The organism is Tritonibacter mobilis F1926 (assembly GCF_000376545.2).
Taxonomy (GTDB): domain Bacteria; phylum Pseudomonadota; class Alphaproteobacteria; order Rhodobacterales; family Rhodobacteraceae; genus Epibacterium; species Epibacterium mobile.
On sequence record NZ_CP015230.1, the window covers coordinates 2,737,899 to 2,757,860 of the forward strand.

The window sequence follows — 19,962 nt, forward strand, 5'->3', positions numbered from 1 at the left end:
GCGAAGCGCCCGCCTCGATTGGGGCGGGCGCTGCCCGACCTTCGGTCAGGCAAAACTCATAATGAAGGGGCTCAGGCTTTTTTGTCTTCGCCCGATGCGCCATCCTCGGGCGCTTTTTCGTCTTTTTCGGCCCCTTCGACCTGCGGCTCAGGCTCTGGGGCGGGCAGATCGCCATGCACCTGCGGCGGCAGTTTCATCATCATGCGGATGATGGTGATCAGCTCGTCGCGCATCTCAGTGCGCGGGGTCACCCGGTCCAGCATGCCGTGATCCAACAGGTATTCGGCGCGCTGGAAGCCCTCGGGCAGTTTTTCGCGGATGGTCTGCTCGATCACGCGGGGACCGGCAAAACAAATGAGCGCGTTGGGTTCGGAGATATGCACATCGCCCAGCATCGCATAGGACGCGGTGACACCGCCGGTGGTCGGATGGGTGAGCACAACGATATAGGGCAGGCCCGCTTCTTTGAGCATCTCGACCGCGACGGTGGTGCGCGGCATCTGCATCAGGGACAGGATACCCTCTTGCATGCGTGCGCCACCTGCGGCGGAGAACAGCACCAGCGGGCGGCCCAGTTTTACGGCCTCTTCGGCGGCAGCGATGATGGCGTTGCCGACATACATGCCCATGGAGCCTGCCATAAAGGAGAAGTCCTGCGCCGCTGCCACAATCGGCGTGCGCCCGATTTCACCCGTGGCGACCAGCATCGCCTCTTTTTCGCCGGTGTTTTTCTGCGCCGCGCGCAGCCGGTCGGGATAGCGTTTCTGGTCGCGGAATTTCAGCGGGTCAACCACCGGTTCGGGCACCTTGACCTCGGCAAATACACCCCCGTCAAACATCGCCTTGAAGCGGTCGCGCGGCGTGATGTGCATGTGGTGGCCGCAGTTGGTGCAGACGTTCTGATTGTCGCTCAACTCGCGGTGAAACAGCATGGTGCCGCATTCGTCACATTTCTTCCACAGATTCTCGGGCACTTCGCGGCGCGAAAAGATCGAGTTGATCGTGGGGCGGACGTAGTTGGTGATCCAGTTCATCAAATGGCCTCTGCCTGATTGGCGTTGCGTCCCCAGATAAGGGCAGTTTCCATTAATTGCAATCAGGCCCTGATCGCGACCCGTGCCGCAAGCCATGAGACCAGCATCACCATCACATCCACCCAGAGCCACGGGCGCAGGGCCGCGACATCATCCATGGCGAAAGGATGCAGATAAAGCGCGAGGCCATTGAGGCTCGAGGGGGAGGACACGATCAGCAGCGCCCAGACGTTATTGACGAAATGTACCGCAATTGCAGGGCCAAGGCTGCCGGAACGTGCGGTCAGATCCGCCATCAACATCCCGTAAAGCGTCGCGCCCGCGACAATGAGCCAGGCGTTATCGCCAGCCTCCTGCGGCATGTAATGGCCCATGCCGAACAGGAGCGAGGGCAAAACCAGCCACACGAGGGGGCTTTTGAAGCGGGCGGCAAGACCTTGCTGAAGGTAGCCGCGAAACAGGATTTCCTCGGCGCTGACCTGAATCAGTACCAACACCAGCGACAGGGGCAAGAGTGCAACCCACTGCCCAAATGCGAGATTTGAAACCAGCGGCGCGCCCATATCGTAAGGCGGCAGCACCAGCAGCACGACCAGCACGAGGAGCAAGACCCGCCCCACCTGCAGCCCTTGGTGCAGCAAAAGCGCCCGTGGCCCAACAAGCGTGCCAAGACTGCGGCCATGCAGCATCTGCAGCACCAGCCCGACGGCGATGGTGGCAAAGATGAAATTGCCCAGCAAGATCGCCATGCCCGCAGGATCGCTGCCGGAATAAAGATCAGCCCCGCCGGTCAAAGCCAGCACAGCGGGCAGCAGGAACATGTCCGAGATAAGCCCAAGCGCGAACCATGTCACCACCACCAGCACCACACCCAGCGCCAGCCGCCAGAGTTCCGCTTTGGGGCGGGCCTGATGCAGGAGGATCTCATGTGGCTGGTAGCTCATGTGGGGCGTTCCTTGTTCGCTTCGGTGGCGTTTTATGCGCCGCGGCCCGCTCTGGCCAGTGCGGGATCACGCCTTGGGGTCGGGTTTGCCTGCTCTGGCCTCTTGCAAGGCAACCGCCGCACTGGAGAGATGCCCGGAGACGGTTTGCAGCAGTTGCAGCGCCACGGTGACGTCGCTTTCGATCACGGTGCGGTATTCCTCGGCCCCGATGCGGAGGAATACGCAGTCTTCGACCGCCACCAGATCCAGTTGGCGCGGCTCGCGGGTGATGACCGCAAGATCGCCAATCAGCCGTCCGGGGTCGATCATGTCCAGATGGCTGCCGTCCTCGGGGAACTGCAGTGCCGCCTGACCGGAAAGGCACAGATAGACCGCGTCGCCCTCTTCGCCCGCGCGAAACACCGCAGCCCCGGTGGGCACCCGCACCCATGAGGCCGAAAACGCCAAAAGGCGACGGTGCCGGGCATCAAGGCGGGCAAACAGATCCACCGCGCCGATCTGGGACAGTTTGCGGTCAAAATCATCCTCGCTCTGCTCTTCTTGATCCAGAAGTGCGGTGACCACACCGCTCTGACCGTCGATGCGCCCGTCCTTGAGGCTCAGGTGGAGGTCATAGCGGGAGGGGTGTTCAAAGTGATCCTCCAGATGGATCATCGTGGTCTTGGGCAGGAGCGCCTGTAGCCGGTTGCGGGTTTTGAGGCGGTTGTCGGAATCATGGCTGGCCAGCACGTGATCGAGGATCAGAATATCGGGCCGTTTGATCGCCGCGCGGGTAAAGGCCGCGCGTTCGCGAAACACCGGCTCCAGCAGCGCGCCGCCAAGGCCAGTGGGCAGATCGTAGATCATCAGCGCCAGCCGGGCCTTCAGGTCGTGATCGGCCATCACATCGGCCACCACATCCTCGACCGCTTGTGCCTTGCCACCCGCATGCAGCGAGATCCGGCCAAAGAGCGCGTTTTCCAGCACCGTGAGCTTGCGCGCATATTCTCCGGCCCGAAGCCTGCGATACACCCCGCCACAATCCGACAGCAGCAGATCGCCGCGCCGGTTGCGAATGCCGATCATGCGCAGCTTGTAGTCACGCGGCAGCCCCGCGCCGATCTGTTCTTCGGTCAGCAGGAACGGCAGGGTACACAGAAGCGCGCGGTCTTTTTGATCCACGCCGCGCCCCTCGCGATAGCGATCGGCGGCTTTGACAATCTCGGCGTAGAGATCCTCGTCGAGATTGAGGCGGCGAAACAGCGGGTGCGAGGTCTGGCCACGCCCAAAGGTGCGCTGCAACGTGTCGAGCAGTGCAAGGCTGATGTCACGGGTCTGCGACTCCAGCCCTTCGGCACGCAAGACCCGCTGGAAGGGGCCATCGGGATCGGTAAAGAGCGTGGTGGGCACCGGTTCGACCGGAAAGGCGAACATCATGTTTTCCGCCAGCGGCAGCGCCGGATTGTAGCTATCGGGCAGGAAACGATAGACCACATCGCGCAGGCCCTGTTCCTCTAGCCGGGCCTCAATGCGGGGTCTGAGCGCAGTAATCTGCGCCTCCAGCGCGCGGTGGTGATCCTGCAGGCGGGCATGCAACGTGCGGTGAAAGAGCTGGCCGTCGATGCCCATGGCCTCGACGAGCTGGAACCACCAGTCGCGCAGATCATGTTCCGAGCGCAGGCCCGCGAGGTCGGGATTGACCCAATCCGCGTCCACAGGATCGGCACTGTTGCCCGCCCGCAGCGCCTCGGCCCGTTGCAACAATTGCCGTTCCGCCGCAGTGGCGCGGGGCTGATTGCGCAGCGGCATCAGCACATTGTCCCCAAGCGTGCCGTCAAAGAGATAGGGCGCGTTGAACGCATAGCCGATGCGGCTGGCAATCACGCCCTGATGCAGTTTGGGCAGCGAATGCCCCGCAACAATCACCTCGCCACGGGTGGGTAGCACCTCGCGGGTCAAGAGCTGCGCCAGCGCCTCGCGTTCGGCGGCAGAGCTGCTTTGAATTGCGACCTGCGCGCCTGCGGGAATGGTGAGCGTCAGCCCATCGAGCACCGGCTTGCCCTCAGCGTCGCGCACGGTGACATCGCGCAGTTCGATATCGCCGCGCAGATGTGGCACCTGATGCGGCACGCCTTCAAACAGGGTCTCGTCGATCATGCCGGGAGGTGCGAATTTCTCCACCATGATCTGCCAGCGCAGCGACATGTCCTGCACCTGATTGTAATAGGTCAGCAGTTCTTTCCACGGGGCGGACAGGTCTTTGTAGGCCGCGAGGGCCGCCACCAAGGCCCCCACCGTTATCTCACCTCTGATCGCCAGCACGCCGCCCACGGAATAAAAGAAAAACGGAGTCAAATGGCCGATCAGGTTGTTGAGGAACTTCATGAAGAACTTTTTCATGTAGATCCGGCGACGAATTTCAAAGAGCCGCCCGAGACGGTCAGAGACCTGCGCAAGACGATAGCGCCAGCCCCCGTTGCTGCGTAGATCCTGCAGGCCCGCTGCGGTCTCGCCGATCTCTGCCGACAGCGCGCGCACCTCGGCAATGCGGTCCTTGTTCAACAGGTTGATCTGGCGTTGCAACATCGGGATGAGCCATGCCTGTAGCGGAATGAGCGCCACCGACGCGAGCCCGAACCAGACGCTCTGGATGAACAGGAAAGACACGATCGTCAGCATCTGCCCCGCCTGAAACACCGGCTGCGCCACCGCATCGCCCATCAGACCGCCCATCGGCTCTGACTCGGAGGTGATGAGCGAGACCATCTCGCCCTGACTGGTGGTGCGAAAATGGCTGGACGGAAAGCGCATCATCCGCGCGATCATCTGAAAGCGCAGGCGGCGCAGGAGACGCTCGGACAGGATACCTTTGAGCGTGTTGAGCCGCATTTTCATCATGCCGGACGCCAGCACCGCGCCAAGGAAGGCAAAGCACAGCACGAGGAGGTAATGCTCTGAGGTGAGCCGCCAGCCCCAGAGGTAGATCCATTCGCTGGGCGAGCCGATGGCGTCGTTGACGATCCGTTTGGGCAACTCCAGCGTGGCATAGAGGAACGGAAACGTCAGCAAGGTCAGCACCAGCAAGCCAAGCTGCTGCCGTTTTGAATGGCGCCAGATAAAGGAAAACAGGCTCGGCTCCACCGCCTTGTCCTTACTCGGGGTGCGGGCGCTGCACATCGGCGAACGGACCACACGGGGTTAAACTCAGGAGCAGACTGCCCATGCTGGCAGGCAGGCCACGTTTTATAACGTCACACCCTGCCCAATCTGCCGCTGCACCCCGCGAAGGGGCGTCAGGTAAGCGTGAATTCGCCACAGTTCAAGGCAGGCGCATTCACTCTTTGTTAGGCCTTGTTCCGACAGATGGCTGCGTCTACACCTTTTGGATAGGAAAATTCGGTGCTCAATGAGGTGCCGAGAACACAGGCGACCTGTGGGCGAGAGCAGAGATTGACCCGAACACCGACCGATATCACACCTTTTCTTGGACGTTTGCGTCGCATGGTGACGCGCGGGCCATCGCTGCGCCGATTGGGTCTGATGATGCTCGCACCGCTGTTGTTGGCGGGATGCATGGAAGGCAACCGGCTCGCTTTTGCACCGCCGGGTGAGGATCTGTCGCGTCCCAGTAGCAGCCGGGGCCGGGCGCTGACGGCTGTGTTTGGCGATGGTCAGTTGATTTTGGCCGCCCCCAGCGGATTTTGCTTTGATGCGCAGATGGAACAGCACACCGGCAGCGGCGGCTTTGCGCTTTTGGCGCGGTGTGAACGGATGAGCAGCTTTGGCCGGTTCCGCTCTGGCGATGGTGCGATGTTGACGGCCACGGTTGGCGCGGTCACAGCCGATACCCCTGCCCCATCGGCGGATGCGCTGCGCTCGGCCTTTACCGCCGCGCGCAATCCCGCGCGCGTGCTGGAAATTCGCGGCGGCGACGACATGCCGCTGATCAAGCTATATATGGATGGTCACTCTGCCGAGGGCGCCAGTGGCACCCATTGGCGCGGTGCCTTCCTTGTGCATGGTCATATGGTGTCGGTTGCGCTCTATGCCCCTGAGGGCAGTGGCTATCTTGGCGAACGTGGTGCGCGGCTGATCCGTGAGTTCATGCGCGCCACCCGCAACGCCACATTGCTGGCCGAAACCACCACCCCTCCGGCAGCTCCCGGCGCGGCCGCACCGCAGGAAACCGCCCGTCCGCGCACCCGTGGCGGCACTGCCTTGGCGCGTGCAACACCTGCCCCACAACAATAGACCTATGGGCCAGAGAGGTTCGAGGCGGCGTAGCATTTGCGCCGAGAAACACCTTTGTCCCCGCCGTCTAATTCGTTAATATGAGGGACAAATCCGGGCAGAACGCCCCGGCAAAACAGGCGAAACCGCGCGACCCGAGGGCAGGATGGGCAAACTTCTGGAACGAGTGCTGAACACGGGAGCGATGCGGCGCTGGCGCGCTGCCGCCCGTGCTGCCGCGACAACACCGCTGGCCCGTCTGCGTCAGCAGCGCAATGACGCCCGCAAGCTGCGTATGCACCTCGATCAGCTGATCCATACGGCGGACAGCCGCCTAGCCTTGCCAATGATCGGATCCTCCTATTTTCCGCGCCCCCATGGCACTGACTGGTCATGGCGCCCGGAGCTGTGGCGTGGCCCGCTGCCGGTTGCGGGTGTATCCTCGGTGCCAAGCAAAACCCGCCTTGGCACTGAAATCCAGATGTTTCACGACTGCGCCATCTCTGAGCTGACCCTGCGCCAACTGCGCAACGCGCGCGAAGAGGATCTTGCGCCCTATGGCCTGCGGATGGATGTGTTCAAATTCGACGGTTCTTTTCTGTCATTGGTGATCGACCTGCCCACAGAGGCCGCCATTGGGTTGACCCGACAACATCTGGTGCGGCTCGACTGCATCGTTGAGAGCGAAAAGCCGATCGAGATCTTTGCCCGCCTCAACATCAAACATGGCCCCAATACCGAGCAATTGGTCCGTGAGCTGCCGCCGGGCGAGACGCGATTTTCGGTGGAATATGATCTGGCCTATTCGCGGCTGAACGAAAAACGCATCGAAAAAGCATGGATCGATCTGATCTTTGAAGCGCCCGATATGAATCAAGTGGTGCTGCGTGATCTGACCTTTGCGCGGTTCCGCCGCGCCAACCTCTGACGACACCTGTGACGACATCGCCCGCGATCACCTATGGGAGACCCTGCATGAGCGCCCTGACCCTCCAGAAGATCCGTTTTCGCTCCGGCACATGGGAAGGCCGGATCGAAAATGCTCCGACCTCGGGCGCGCGCCCTCAGATCATCGTGCGCTATCTAGACCGCGAAGTAACCGGGGTCACGCTCAAGGAAGCAGAGGCGCCGGGCTGTTGGGCGCTGACAATACCTGTCCCTATCGAAGCGGTGAGCGAAGGGGTGCAGAGCTTTGTGATCATTGACGCAGACGCCAATGTGAAACTGGGTGATTTTACCCTGATCGCAGGTGAGCCGCTGGCAGATGATCTGCGGGCGGAGGTGGAACTGCTGCGGGCCGAGCTTGATATGCTCAAACGCGCCTTTCGCCGCCACTGTCTAGAGACCACCTGAGCGCATCCCGCAAAGGGCTTGCGTCTTTTTATGAGGGTTTGCGGGCCCTGACGGGCCCGCCGAGGGGCGCGCGCCGGGCCTTTGGCCCGGCGCGCACGGGTCCGGCCGATCAGGCCGGAAACACCTCTGATGTCGGGAAAATGCGCAGTCAAGCCGAAGCCATGCTTAATTCGCGCTCGATCTCAATCAGCCGCTGTTTGCGCCACAACCCGCCACCATATCCCGTCAACGTCCCATCCGCACCAAGCACCCGGTGACAGGGGATCATCACAGCGATCTGGTTTGATCCATTGGCGCGCGCCACCGCGCGGCTGGAGCCGGGACGGCCCAGACTGCGGGCCAATTCGCCGTAGCTGCGGGTCTCACCTGCCGGGATTTCGCGCAGCGCGTGCCAGACTTCGCTCTCAAATGCGGTGCCGTGATAGGCCAGTGGCGTCTCAAACCGCGCGGCCTTTCCCGCGAAATAGGCCTGAAGCTCCTCTGCGGCCTGATCGATCACCGCTGGCCTGCCAAAACCGATGCCGCCGGGCTGGCGTTTTTGCAGTTTTGCCACCTCGCGCGGCAAAGCCTTTCGGTCGGCAAACTCCAGAAGATGCAGTTTATGCTGGCACGCCACCGCCACCATGGCACCGAGCGGCGTATCGATCCAATCCGCCAAAAGCTGCGCATCTTTGCGAAATGCGCCGGGGGCGATCCCCACCAGCCGAGCGAAAGCCGCACGAAACGCGCTGGGGCTGTCAAACCCTGCCTCCAGTTGCGCCGAGATGACGGCCTCGCCAGCACGGAGCGTGGTAAAGCCCTCGCGCAGGCGGCGTTGCCGCGCCATTTCAAGGAAGGTCATGCCAAACTGACGTTTGAACGCGCGGCGTATGGTGGAAGGGTCCGCTCCCATGCGCGCGACGTCCTCTTCCCGCCAGCGGTAGGTGGGACGTGCCTCCAGCGCCTCCAACAGGCGGCGCACCATCGGGTCGTTGCCCGCTGCCGCACTCAGAGGATGGCAGCGTTTGCAGGCGCGAAAGCCTGCCTCGATACAGGCCCCGGGTGTGGGAAAGAACTGGCAGTTCTCAAACTTCGGCTTGCGCGCGGGGCAGGTCAGGCGACAAAAAATCCCTGTTGACGACACCCCCACATAGGCACGCCCATCATAGGAGGCATCACGTGCGACAAGCGCGGCATAGAGGGTCTGGGAATCAGGCAGGTCAAACATCATCATGGCGCCACTTTAACGCCGCCCCGAGAGCCTGCCGCCGAAATTCGGGCGTTTATATAAAATTCCCGCACCCTCGCAAAAGACTCGCTGCCTTCGCCTGCTCCAGCAAGGCCGGACCATGCACCTCACTCCTGATATCAACCGGCCCGCGTCACCTGCGTCTCCTCATAATCCCAGATTTGCGACTGCGCGGATTCAGCACCGTGGAACTGTTTGTTCTGAGCGATGCGCTGCGCCAGACGGCGGCCCCGCGCCCCACTTGCGATCATGCGCGCTGGCGAGAACCCGGCCGAGGAGTCGGCGGCCGTCTCGGTGCGCAGTTCCGGGAACAACGCCAGGATTTCCAGCCGCCCGTCTGGCCCGACGGCCTTTAGCGCCTCGCTGCCCGTATAAAGCGTTTCTGTCCGGGCCCCGTTGGAGAACACCACCTGATGGCGGTCCATCAGGAAATGCCAGTAGTCCACGCCGGGGGCATCGTCGATCACGTCGATGCCTTCGAGTTCCGTCAGATGTTTGACCGCCACCAGAATTTCCGAGGTGCCAAACATCCGCTCTACCGCCGGGGTTGCAATCAGCACGCGGTGTTGAGGCGACAGGATCAGATCGCGCGTTGGCAGATCCAAGCCAAGAGCACCGCGACGGATACGGATGGGGCGCAGATTGGGGCTTTGTGCCAGCTGCGCCGCTGAGAGGCGACGGTTGCCAATCCATCTGAGCGGCTGAAACCCAGCATCAGAGGTGAGCACCAGATCACCGGTTTTCAGTTCCTCAACAGGGCGCTCGCCGGTGATCGTCATGATCATCGTACCCTTGGTAAAGCAGATAACGCCAGTGGTTTCCGCGTTGAGCTTATCTGCCGAAACCGCAGTTCCGCCATTTCGAATGGTCAGCGTATCGCCACCCATATGGGAGGAATTCAACACACCATCGTCGGCCTGATCCGCGCGCATCCATTGCAGAGGGTTTCGGATCACTGTCGGGTCGATCAATCCATCGGCAACGGCCTGATCATAGGTGGTCTGATTGTAAATATGCGTCAGATCGACAAAATCATTGTTGGTGTTGTCACCATCATTGATCGAGCCACTGTTGCCAGTGCCAAAGTCATAAATCGTGTCATTGCCGGTACCTGCAGAGAACTGATCGTCCCCACTGCCGCCGATCATCAGGTCATTCCCGGCCCCACCAAACAGCGCATCATTGCCGTCGCCCCCGGAGAGGGTGTCATTGCCATCCCCACCAAAGAGCGCATCGTCATCGCCCTGCCCAAGCAAGCTGTCGTTGCCGGAATCCCCGTAAAGGGTGTCTGCTCCGACGCCCCCATCCAGCCTGTCGTCATCATCGCCGCCGCTGAGGCTGTCATTTCCGCTCTGCCCATAGAGCGTGTCATTACCGGCATCGCCCGACAGCGTGTCATTGCCAATCCCGCCAGAGAGATAATCCGCACCCTCGCCACCGCTAAGCACGTCGTCACCGCTACCGCCATCAAGGGTATCCTGCTCGGTGCCACCGCTGAGTGTGTCATCCCCATCCTGACCAAGAATGGAATCTCGACCCGAGCCGCCATCCACCGTGTCACTGCCAGCGCCAGCCCAAACCGTATCATCCCCATCCCCGGCGCGGATGGAATCGTCATCGTTTCCAGCCACATTATCACCTGCATCGACCATGTCACCGCCGGGATCGCCTGTGTAGCCAGCATTGATCATATCGTTGCCACCGGTGCCCTCAACGATGTAATCCGGGCCCGGAATGCCCATCGCCATCAAGACAGCTGGATTGGAGGCCATCGTTGCGGTCATCCCGACCAGTTTCAGGCTCTCTCCACCGGGGAATGTCAGAATAGCGTTTCCGGCGGCATCTGCCGTAACGGTTACATCGCCCGTACTGATCGGCGTGGTCCCATCTGACGTAACACCAGACACATCAAGCTGGTCATTGCCCGTGTAAGTTCCGTCACCGTTATCGGTCGGCACCTCAAAGAATTTTACCTCACGATTCCCGCCGCCATCGCCCAGAACGAGGGTGTTGGTTCCGTCACCAGATCCGGTCCAATCATTCAGCACCACCGTTTCAATTTCGGAAAATTGCAGCGTATGCGTGCCATCGCTGATCGTTCCGGCCTCCTCATTAGAGCCGGTCAGATCAATGGTCAGATCATCGGTGATGAACTGTACATTCAGGCGGTCGCCGTCAGTTTCGCCGCCTTCGCCACCAATAACAGTGTCATTTCCGGTCAGGTTGTCAGAGAAGAACTGGTCATCGCCATCGCCACCATCGGCGCTGTCGTTGCCGTCGCTGACAAAAATGCGGTCATCGCCGCTGCCGCCCAACAGGGTGTCGTCGCCACCGTGCCCGTGCATGAGATCGTCGCCATCACCGCCCTGTACCAAGTCGTCGCCAGCCCCGGCCCAAATGGTATCATTGCCCGCCTCGCCTGACAGTTGATCTGCCTCAGAGCCACCGCTGATGCTGTCGTGCCCGATGCCGCCTTCAACGGTGTTATTGCCATTTCGAGCGTTAATCGTGTCATCGCCCGCACCGCCGACAATGTAGTCATCATTGTTTCCGGTTGCATTGTCATTGCCATCGACAAGATCACCCTCGGGATCATCCGTGTATCCGATGTCGATACTGTCATTACCGCTGGTGCCCTCAACAATGTAATCCGGGCCCGGAATGCCCATCGACATCAGCGCGGCCTGATTGTTCACCGAACTCGGGCTCACCCCTGCGAGTGTAATGCTCTCGCCGTTGGGGAATTGCAGGATCGCATCACCGGTGCCGTCACCGTTGGTATCAGAGACCGTCACATCGAACACATTGACAGGTTTGCCATCGGCATCTGTGATATCAGAGACATCAAGCTGGTCGACCGTCGTGCCGTCGCCGCTATCGGTCAAGTCAAAGCCTTCGACAGCGTCAGCACCAGACCCATCAGCGAGCACAAGCGTATCCGCGCCGCCGCCCAGTCGAATGTTCTCAATCTCAGTGAAAGTTCCGGTGCTGGTGCCGTCCGTAAAACTACCCGCCTCTGCATCGGCTGAGGTCAGGTCAATGGTGAGATCGCTGGTAATGTTGCGCAGATCAAGCGTGTCGCCACTTGTTTCACCGGTCTCACCGCCGACGATCGTGTCGCTCCCAAAGTCGTCAGCAAGTGCAAAACTGTCATCGCCACTCTCACCCAGCATGGAATCGTCGCCCATACCGCCGGAAATCGTGTCGTCTCCGTCGCCGCCAACTAGAGTGTTGTTGCCCAAGTAAACATCAAGACGGTCATTGCCGGACCCGCCATCGAGGGTGGAGTCGCCAGCGTAACTATAGAGCGTATCGTTGCCCTCCTCGCCCATGAGGCTGTCAATTCCGCTGCCACCGTGGATGTAGTCATCACCCGCACCACCTTTCAGCGTATCGTCACCGGTTCCACCATACCCTGAGGTCTCGCCATAGAGTGTATCATCCCCATCGCCGCCTTCGATGTAGTCATCACCGATATCGCCCTCGATACTGTCAGCACCCGAGCCGCCAATAAGACTGTCATGACCGCCCAGCCCCTCAAGCACGACACCACTGCTGTCTGCACTCGCATCTACGGTATCATTGTGCTGGGTGAGGGTATGTCCTTCAATTTCCTCAAAACTACCGCCGCCAACATAGCTCCCGGCTTCATCTCCGGTGTAAAGCACATTGACCGGCGCTGACGCGCTTGATCCATCGATGATATCAACGTCGCTATCGTCGCTGTCCTCGCCGCCGTAGATGCTGTCGCCGGTCTGTGCGGGGATCTCAAACGTATCGCTTCCAGAGCCACCATAAACGGTGTCATTGCCACCGCCCTGATAGATGGTGTCATCCCCTCCGCCACCTTCGACGTAATCCCCATCGCCACCGGAAGAGATGGCGTCATTGCCGTCGCCGCCGTAGATCGTATCCGCGCCCTGACCGGTTGAAACGGTGTCATTGCCATCACCGGCCACGACAACATTGGCGCTGGAATCGACCATGTCACCATCGGGATCACCCGTGTAGGAACCATCAATCAAGTCATCGCCACCGGTGCCGGATACGATACCGTCGTCAGACAGCACCGTCTCAATTTCAGAGAAGTTGATGGTAACCATCTGTCCGGCACTATTGGCGTAAGTTACCGTACCGCTTTCGGAGGTCACCCCATTCCAGGTCGGATCGTTCTCATTATAGGTGATCGTGACATTGGACATATACCGCAGGTCCAGCACATCACCGACCCGCCCGTTTGAGACAGTTGAAGGATCAGTTCCCTCTGGTTCCTCGCCCGTTTCACCCCCGACGATTGTGATCGTGTCTGTACCTGCCAAAGCGCCATCAATCAGGATCAGGTCATCGCCGCTGCCACCAGATACGGTGTCCCCAGCACCAGCAAGGAGATAGTCGTCGCCATCACCGCCAACGAGGGAGTCAGACCCCTCGCCACCGGTCAGTTGGTCGTCGCCATCGTTGCCTTCGAGCGTGTCATTGCCCGCGCCACCGGACAGCGTGTCCGCACCGGAGCCGCCCAATACGCTGTCGTTCCCGTCTCCGGCGTCCACACTGTCATTTCCAAGGTTGGAGGAAACAGTATCGTCTCCAGCCCCTGCCTGGATCACATCGTCATTGTTGCCGGCGGTGTTATCACCTGCATCAACCCTGTCACCGTCAGGGTCTCCCATATAGCCGATATCGATTGAATCATTGCCGCTCGTGCCCTCGACGATGCCATCCCTGTCGTAGACATGCTCAATCTCGGAGAAATGGATGGTGACCGTCTGACCGGCATCATTGGTGTAGGTGGCGGTGCCGCTCTCAGACGTGGAGCCGTCCCATGTGGGGTCGGTTTGATCATAGGTGATCGTCACATTGTCGAGACCCGTAAGATCAAGCACATCGCCAATGCGGCCATTGGGGTTATTTGTGGCGTCTTGGGTCAGTTCTTCGAGGGATTCGCCCCCGGTAATAACAATGTCCTCATTGCCCGCCTGAGAACTGTCGATCCGAAATTCATCGTCACCGCCGCCGCCATGCGCGGTATTGGCGGCACCGATCAGGAAATCATTATCAAAATCATCGCCCTCAACGATTCCAATAGCGGATTTTGATACACCATGTTCGCCGCTGAATCCGGTATGGGCTGTAACCCAACTGGTGACCTCGACCGATCCGATGATACCGCCCAAGCTGGGCAGGTTTGAGATGAACAGATCGCCATTCTCGGCCTGCATCATCTCCACGTTTTGGTCGGTCAGTACGGTCCCATCCTGAAGCGTGATGGTAGCTTTTACATCAAAGTGGGAATCAAGCTGCGTTGTCTCGCCGTCGTAAGACAGGGTGGTCGGGTTGCTCTCTGGTGTCCCGTACCATGCGTCGTTTGTGTTGAAACTGCTGGTTGCGTTCGAGTACGTCACATCCGGCGCACTCATGTCACCGAACTGGAACGTCGTTCCTACGAGCGTTTTGCCCGCTTCATCATACGTTGAAAAATCATCCGCAGGGTCGAGATCACTATAGGTGCCCAGCAGGATCCAAGTATTGGTATATTGTGGCATCTTCTATCTCACGCCTCTGGTCTTTGATCGGGATAAATAGGGAGCGGGACGGTAATATGGCACCGCTCTGGTCCTTTGACGGCGGCAGCCACATTGCGATCAGACCGTTGACAGGAAAAAGACTGAGAGTGTGCGAGTTCAGCTATGCGCCGCCCAACAGCAACCGCGTCGGTTTGCTTATCAGACGCAGACTCACTCCTACTGTCGCCGAGTGGCCCTAAGCCCCCGATGGCAACATTGACAACAAAATCGCCAGACATTTCACCAATTCCAAAACTGTACCAAACACCCGGAACATCCCTTAACTTTGTTAAATAGCGATAAACCTCGGCACAGCGCCTGCCGCTGTGGCTATCATAAAAATATTGAAATTTAGGGAAGTGAGTCTGTTGCCAATGCACCATAAGTTTGCACACCCAGTTGATTCGGTGGCTGTGCCGCGCGTAAATATCTTATGTCTTTCAGATGCTTGCCGCAGGGCGTTCTTCACCGCAAGGCATAAGCATGCACAGTTGACACATAAGCATGCACGGCGGCGGCCAAAAAAAGGGCCCGCAATGCGAGCCCTGAAACGTCCATACCCGTATTGGCCTGCCGCTATTTGTCTAGCACCATCTCCATGAGTTTGCCGCCGTCGATCATGTCGCGATAGCCGGGTGCGGTGAAGGGGCACAGGCCCTGAGGCAGGCGGGAGTTCTGGGCATATGCCTCGGAGAACATTTTGACCGTGGCGCTCTTCTGGCCATGAAGTCTGCACAAGCCGAGGGCGCGGATCAGCAACTCGATGACTAGGCCCCACCTGGAGCCGCAGGCAAAATCGAGGCGCTGCAGAAAATCGACGTCAACAAGCTCTTCAACATCGATATCGGCGCGTTCGGCATAGGTGTAGACGAGCTTGTTCAGTTCGATCAGGTCCGGATCCCTTGTCGGATCAGCGAACCTGCCCAAGTGGATCTCATCGAAATGGACGTGAGAGAGGAGATGGGCGATTTGCTCCTCAGAGTTTACATGACTGGCCAGAACCGGGACGCCTGACAGGATGAGCATCAATGGCCATTCCGGTTCCTTCATCAGTGCCTTGAAGCGGTCGAGTAGCTTTGCATTGGAAACTTCGCCAGAAGTAAAAGCGTGTTGGCATTCGTCGTAGTAGAGGCCGACAACCCCAGAGGAGCCAGGATGGGAGACGATCCAACTCGTTCACAAGCGGCTAGACCTTCCTGTTGGAGAGATCATTGCGGCCATCCGGACGGGTTCTCTGCGCCTTGGTCAGCGTCCTGATGTGTTCGGTTACCACGGGCTTGTGGTGGAAATCACTGAAGTCGCTGCGCTCAAGGCGAAGGTCGCGCCGAAGCGCAAGCCATCGACCAACCAGGGAGAGATGACAGCAGCGGCCTTCGCTCGGTCGGCGGGTATTCGGGGGAAAGGTCAATTCCTGGCTCTGATCGAAGGTGGTCACACGCCTGCGATGCTGGTTGTGAATCCTACGACCAGGCGTCGGGAATGGCGCATGAGCCGCGACGACATCGCTGCGTTTGAGGCCAATTACACGACACCATCGATGCTGTCGGCCGAAACCGGTGCGCATTTGAACACGATTCGGGCCGTTCTGCAGCGGGAGGGGGTCCAGCCGTTCCGCCCGAACGGCTTGGATGTCGGACCGGTCTATCTTCGCAACGCTGTTGAGCCGGTTGTGGCACTCCTGAAATCTCAAGAGGGAAAGTGACCACTAGCCACGTGGGACGGGTCACAAAGTCCTACCTCTCGGGCGGGGAAATGTGTTTTGAAAACAACGCAGCGGAATCTCTATGCAAAGTCGAGATTGCCTTTTTCGTCAGGAAGGTTTGCCTCCCAAGGGCCGCGTGGCGCTCACCGCGCCCGAAGCTGCCGTTCGGGCAACGCGCAGCGAACGGCTGAACGTGAGCCTACTTTACCAAATGCTGCGCCTCGCTCGAATAGAAGCGAAGCGCAGAAATTCAACTTTGCAAACCCGAACGTTTCACACGATCAGCCTAGGCGCAAAACTGTGGCAGCGCCCGCCAATCCTGCCGCACGATGCGAATGCAAAGTTTAGAATCTAGTGAGGTAAAACCTTTCGGCACTTCACTGCCATCCTTCATTCGCAAGCAATATTCGCTCCCAACGGATCCGTAAACTAATCAGCACCCGCTTGTAGTTCGGTTCAAGAAGCCTCAAGGTCGCACGCGATATTGTTACCAACATCTAAGTTAGGTTGAGAGACGAGCAGATTCATGACCGAGTTAATTGAGTTGCTTCACCCCCTAGACGGCTTTGCCCTCAATATTCGAGGAGTGAAGTGCTTTGACGAAGACGGAAGCGGACTTTTCCGTCTTGCCCCCATTACATTTGTTATTGGAAAGAATAATTCCGGGAAGTCAACTGTTCTGGATGTGTTGCAAGAATGTGTCAAAACCGAGGGGCTTATGTTCAATGGGCCACTGTCCAGAGCTGGTACTTCTCCATCCATCGAAATCAAAACGCGCCCTGATGAAACAAAACTAAAACGAGTCTTTTCATCGAATGCTAGTGGTGGAGGAGTTCCTGGTCGAAACCACTGGCACTACGCAAATGAGAACATCCTCCCGTTTACCTTCACCTGGACCTTCGATCAGCGTAAGAATTCGAAGATTAAAAAAGAAGAAATAGGTAAGCTGAATTTGATTCCACAATTCCTTAGTGAACTGGACAAGTGCGTTGAGTTTCCCCTTTCTAATCTGTGGTGTACACGCATCCAAGCAGAACGAGACGTGCAGCCGGAGCAGCGTGATACCAAAAGATTTTTGGGCTCAACAGGAAGTGGGCTGACCAACCTGATAAGAGCGTTCATTAATAGTGAAGATCTCCCTAGGCATTTGGTTGAAGAAAAATTACTTCATGACCTGAATGAAATTTACCTCGGCGATAGCGAGTTTTCAGCAATCACATGCCAAGAAAATGAAAGTTCAGGAAATTGGGAGATTTACCTGCGAGAAGATAATAAGGGTGATATTCGCTTATCACAATCGGGAAGTTCATTGAGAACAGTATTCTTAGTTCTTGCCTTTTTGCGCCTGTACCCAGCCGTTCAGAAAACAGGATCTGCATCTAACTTGATATTCTGCTTAGAGGAACCAGAAAACAATCTTCACCCGGCACTATTGAGAAGACTAATAGACTTTCTGGCAAGGCAGCGAGAAGAGCGCGGGTTCAGTTTGGTTATTACGACCCATTCACCAATTTGCATCGACTTGGCCACCAAAAGGGACGATGCAACCATCCTTCATGTGAGAAGAGAGAAAGGCCGGACCGTCTGCGGTAACGTTCTCGACTACGCTGGGCAAACGAGCATTTTGGAAGATTTGGATGTTCGTGGTTCGGACATCCTGCAGGCCAATGGCATAATCTGGGTTGAAGGGCCTTCCGACCGAATCTACATTAAAAAATGGATCGAAGTTATGTCGGAAGAGGGCCTCAGAGAAGGTGTGCATTACACGTTCATGTTTTACGGCGGAAAGGTGTTGAACCACTTCGATGCTCTCCCTCCTGAAGAACTCCCCAAGAAGATCGCTATGCTAGCGGTAAACCGAAATATAGCCATTGTTATGGATAGCGACCGGCGTCCGAAAGCGTGGCGAACAAAAACCGGCAAGCCACGACGCCCTCAAATGCGGTTGAACGACACAAAGAAAGAAATTATCCGGCAAGTTGAGCAGCTCGGCGGATATGCATGGATCACTGCCGGGAAGGAGATTGAAAACTATATTCCAGATGACATTTGGCGTCAGGTAGCGGGTAAACCTCTGACTATCGAAGATGAATATGAAGACATTCCGAAAATTTCGGAGCTGTCCAAACTTGCATCGACAAAAGTCGATCTGGCTCACAGAGTCGAGAGCTTGATTGACCGCGACGCCATATCCAACCATCTTGACCTTGAAAGTTCGCTCAGCAATCTCTGTAGTCATATTCGCATTTGGAACGGGTTAGAGTAGATTCTAGCGCCAATTGAAAAAATGTTTATAATTCAAATTACGCAAGACTGAAGGGGGTTCGCAACCACTAGAAATTCTGGATCTAATCGATTGGGTGACTTAGTGGTGCCTCGAAGGTGGATTTAGGAAAAGCTATTTGACATAAGCTTCCCACTACGGGAGGCCGCTATAATACGCATCACTGCTCCCGGGGTGAACCACAACATCAGCCGGGGCCGTCGACGCTCGCTGGATGGCTGCTTTCAGGAGGGAGGCCCTGGTTTTTCGCGCCCACAACAAAGTTGGCACTGCGCCGAATTCATATGTCCCGTTTGGGCTGGCTGCGGCCATCGACGCCCGTTTCATGAATGGCAGTCCATGTCCGCGCTGCTGACCTTCAGGCACAATGCAGCTAAGAGCCGCCCGGGTAGCCCGCCCGATCAGAGGCAAGACTTCTGACGAAAAGGGCAGACCTATGTGGTGCTGTTCACCACGGGTTGTGCTGAAAGACCGTTCTATCCCAGTGTGCTAGAAGAAACCTTCGATACGGCACCCCAAGTCTCTTGACAGGGGGTGTGCATGAAAAACGCCAAAACGTACAAGCTTATGCTTCATTGGCAGCAAGGCATCGTATGAGTATGGTTGAGTCAGTGGGTTGGTCTTCAATTCATCAGGAGGCCAAGATGGCTAGCCTCATGGCATGGCGATGTACTCCCCGAGTAGGCTCAGTCAAAAAAACAGGGGGCGTCGGGTGTTTCTGGAATTTATCAAATTTATTGATAAGACGAATTATTGGATAGATTGTTATGCAACTTGGAGCATCATTGCGACTTTCACCTTGGCACTCATCTTGCTGTATGTGGCCAAGTTTCAATTTAGCGATATCGGAAAAATATACGCAGACTTTTTTTGGGTCTTATTCGGAGTGTCTTCACTGATATTAATATCTTTGAGTCTCACATATTCCAAGTATCCACAAATAATGGAAAGGGATGCTAATCTCGCTTACTCCACTTTAATGGAGGTCAAGCGCGACGCGGTGGAGTTCAATAAAGACTGGTGCCTGCCAAACGGTTTCAGTAAGGACCATGGACAACTTGACGCTATGCAGCTCAGTAAATTCTGCAAGATTGTCAGTGATCTTGTGATTGAAGTTCATGATATCGAAACAAGCTTTTATATCACAATACCTTTTGATGTATCACCCGATGAGGGTGACCACTGGGTGCTTAAAAACTATAATCAAAAACCCAAGTGGGAAGACATTAAGATGCTCAAATATCGAAGGGAATTTGATGAACGCATTGGTACTTCCTATAGCAGTTCGAGCATAGAGGAGAGAAATATAGTCAGGAAACTGATGGTGTACATTAACGGAAATCATGCAGAGTACAATGCACGTGTTCAATCAATTCGTGACGCGATTGGGCCGTACCGAATGTTTGTGATGTTTGAATTTTTTAGGATGATTATTCTACATGTTGCTGCAATCGCAGCTGCGTTCCGCTTGTATAGACCCCTGTGGGAATTGAGGCAGAAAAAAAGAAATCTGAACAAGTGGAGACCGCATCCACACGATCCTGTCTGATATCGGATTTTCCCGGAGCTGTCTTCCTGATTAACACCTCTGTTTCAGAATCCCTGTTAGGACGGCTCCGAGGGTCGGAGTTGTTGCATTACCCC

At 57.4% G+C, this 19,962-nt stretch carries 12 protein-coding genes; 6 read left to right on the forward strand and 6 right to left on the reverse strand.

Annotation, left to right across the window (positions count from 1 at the left end; genetic code table 11):
- Window positions 1–71: 71 nt before the first annotated feature.
- The 3 genes from accD to K529_RS12980 form a co-directional block, all read right to left on the reverse strand.
- Window positions 72–1,034: an acetyl-CoA carboxylase, carboxyltransferase subunit beta gene (gene accD, locus K529_RS12970; protein WP_005642356.1), complete on the reverse strand. Its 963-nt coding sequence runs from the start codon at window positions 1,032–1,034 to the stop codon at window positions 72–74.
- Window positions 1,035–1,096: 62 nt separating this feature from the next.
- Window positions 1,097–1,978 carry a CPBP family intramembrane glutamic endopeptidase gene (locus tag K529_RS12975; protein ID WP_005642354.1) on the reverse strand — a complete coding sequence of 294 codons (882 nt, stop codon included), beginning with the start codon at window positions 1,976–1,978 and terminating at the stop codon, window positions 1,097–1,099.
- Between the two features lie 66 nt (window positions 1,979–2,044).
- Complete coding sequence (locus tag K529_RS12980; RefSeq protein ID WP_198528132.1) at window positions 2,045–5,134, reverse strand: ABC transporter transmembrane domain-containing protein; 3,090 nt, start codon at window positions 5,132–5,134, stop codon at window positions 2,045–2,047.
- Between the two features lie 273 nt (window positions 5,135–5,407).
- On the opposite strand from K529_RS12980, the gene K529_RS12985 reads away from it, so the two are divergent.
- The 3 genes from K529_RS12985 to K529_RS12995 all read left to right on the forward strand — a co-directional run bounded on the left by K529_RS12985 (window position 5,408) and on the right by K529_RS12995 (window position 7,540).
- Window positions 5,408–6,208: a hypothetical protein gene (locus K529_RS12985; RefSeq protein WP_046002870.1), complete on the forward strand. Its 801-nt coding sequence runs from the start codon at window positions 5,408–5,410 to the stop codon at window positions 6,206–6,208.
- 145 nt (window positions 6,209–6,353) lie between these two features.
- A complete protein-coding gene (locus tag K529_RS12990; protein ID WP_046002871.1) occupies window positions 6,354–7,115 on the forward strand; it encodes a DUF6478 family protein in 762 nt (253 codons plus the stop codon).
- 47 nt (window positions 7,116–7,162) lie between these two features.
- The gene (locus K529_RS12995; protein ID WP_005660444.1) at window positions 7,163–7,540 is read left to right on the forward strand and encodes a hypothetical protein; all 378 of its coding nucleotides are present in this window, start codon (window positions 7,163–7,165) and stop codon (window positions 7,538–7,540) included.
- Between the two features lie 148 nt (window positions 7,541–7,688).
- On the opposite strand, the gene K529_RS13000 is transcribed toward K529_RS12995, so the two are convergent.
- From K529_RS13000 to K529_RS13010, 3 genes are all read right to left on the reverse strand, one after another.
- Complete coding sequence (locus tag K529_RS13000) at window positions 7,689–8,750, reverse strand: bifunctional transcriptional activator/DNA repair enzyme AdaA (protein WP_039983383.1); 1,062 nt, start codon at window positions 8,748–8,750, stop codon at window positions 7,689–7,691.
- Between the two features lie 137 nt (window positions 8,751–8,887).
- The gene (locus K529_RS23975) at window positions 8,888–14,311 is read right to left on the reverse strand and encodes a Hint domain-containing protein (RefSeq protein WP_046002812.1); all 5,424 of its coding nucleotides are present in this window, start codon (window positions 14,309–14,311) and stop codon (window positions 8,888–8,890) included.
- 597 nt (window positions 14,312–14,908) lie between these two features.
- On the reverse strand, window positions 14,909–15,382 hold the full coding sequence (locus K529_RS13010) for a hypothetical protein (protein ID WP_005660206.1): 474 nt from the start codon (window positions 15,380–15,382) through the stop codon (window positions 14,909–14,911).
- Between the two features lie 232 nt (window positions 15,383–15,614).
- Here K529_RS13010 and K529_RS13015 point away from each other — a divergent pair, with 232 nt between their 5' ends.
- The 3 genes from K529_RS13015 to K529_RS13025 all read left to right on the forward strand — a co-directional run bounded on the left by K529_RS13015 (window position 15,615) and on the right by K529_RS13025 (window position 19,867).
- Window positions 15,615–16,034, forward strand: coding sequence for a hypothetical protein (locus tag K529_RS13015; RefSeq protein WP_005660204.1), 420 nt, complete (start codon window positions 15,615–15,617; stop codon window positions 16,032–16,034).
- A 526-nt stretch (window positions 16,035–16,560) separates the two neighbouring features.
- On the forward strand, window positions 16,561–18,300 hold the full coding sequence (locus K529_RS13020) for an ATP-dependent nuclease (protein WP_005660201.1): 1,740 nt from the start codon (window positions 16,561–16,563) through the stop codon (window positions 18,298–18,300).
- A gap of 730 nt (window positions 18,301–19,030) precedes the next feature.
- On the forward strand, window positions 19,031–19,867 hold the full coding sequence (locus K529_RS13025) for a hypothetical protein (protein ID WP_131665029.1): 837 nt from the start codon (window positions 19,031–19,033) through the stop codon (window positions 19,865–19,867).
- Window positions 19,868–19,962: the final 95 nt, after the last annotated feature.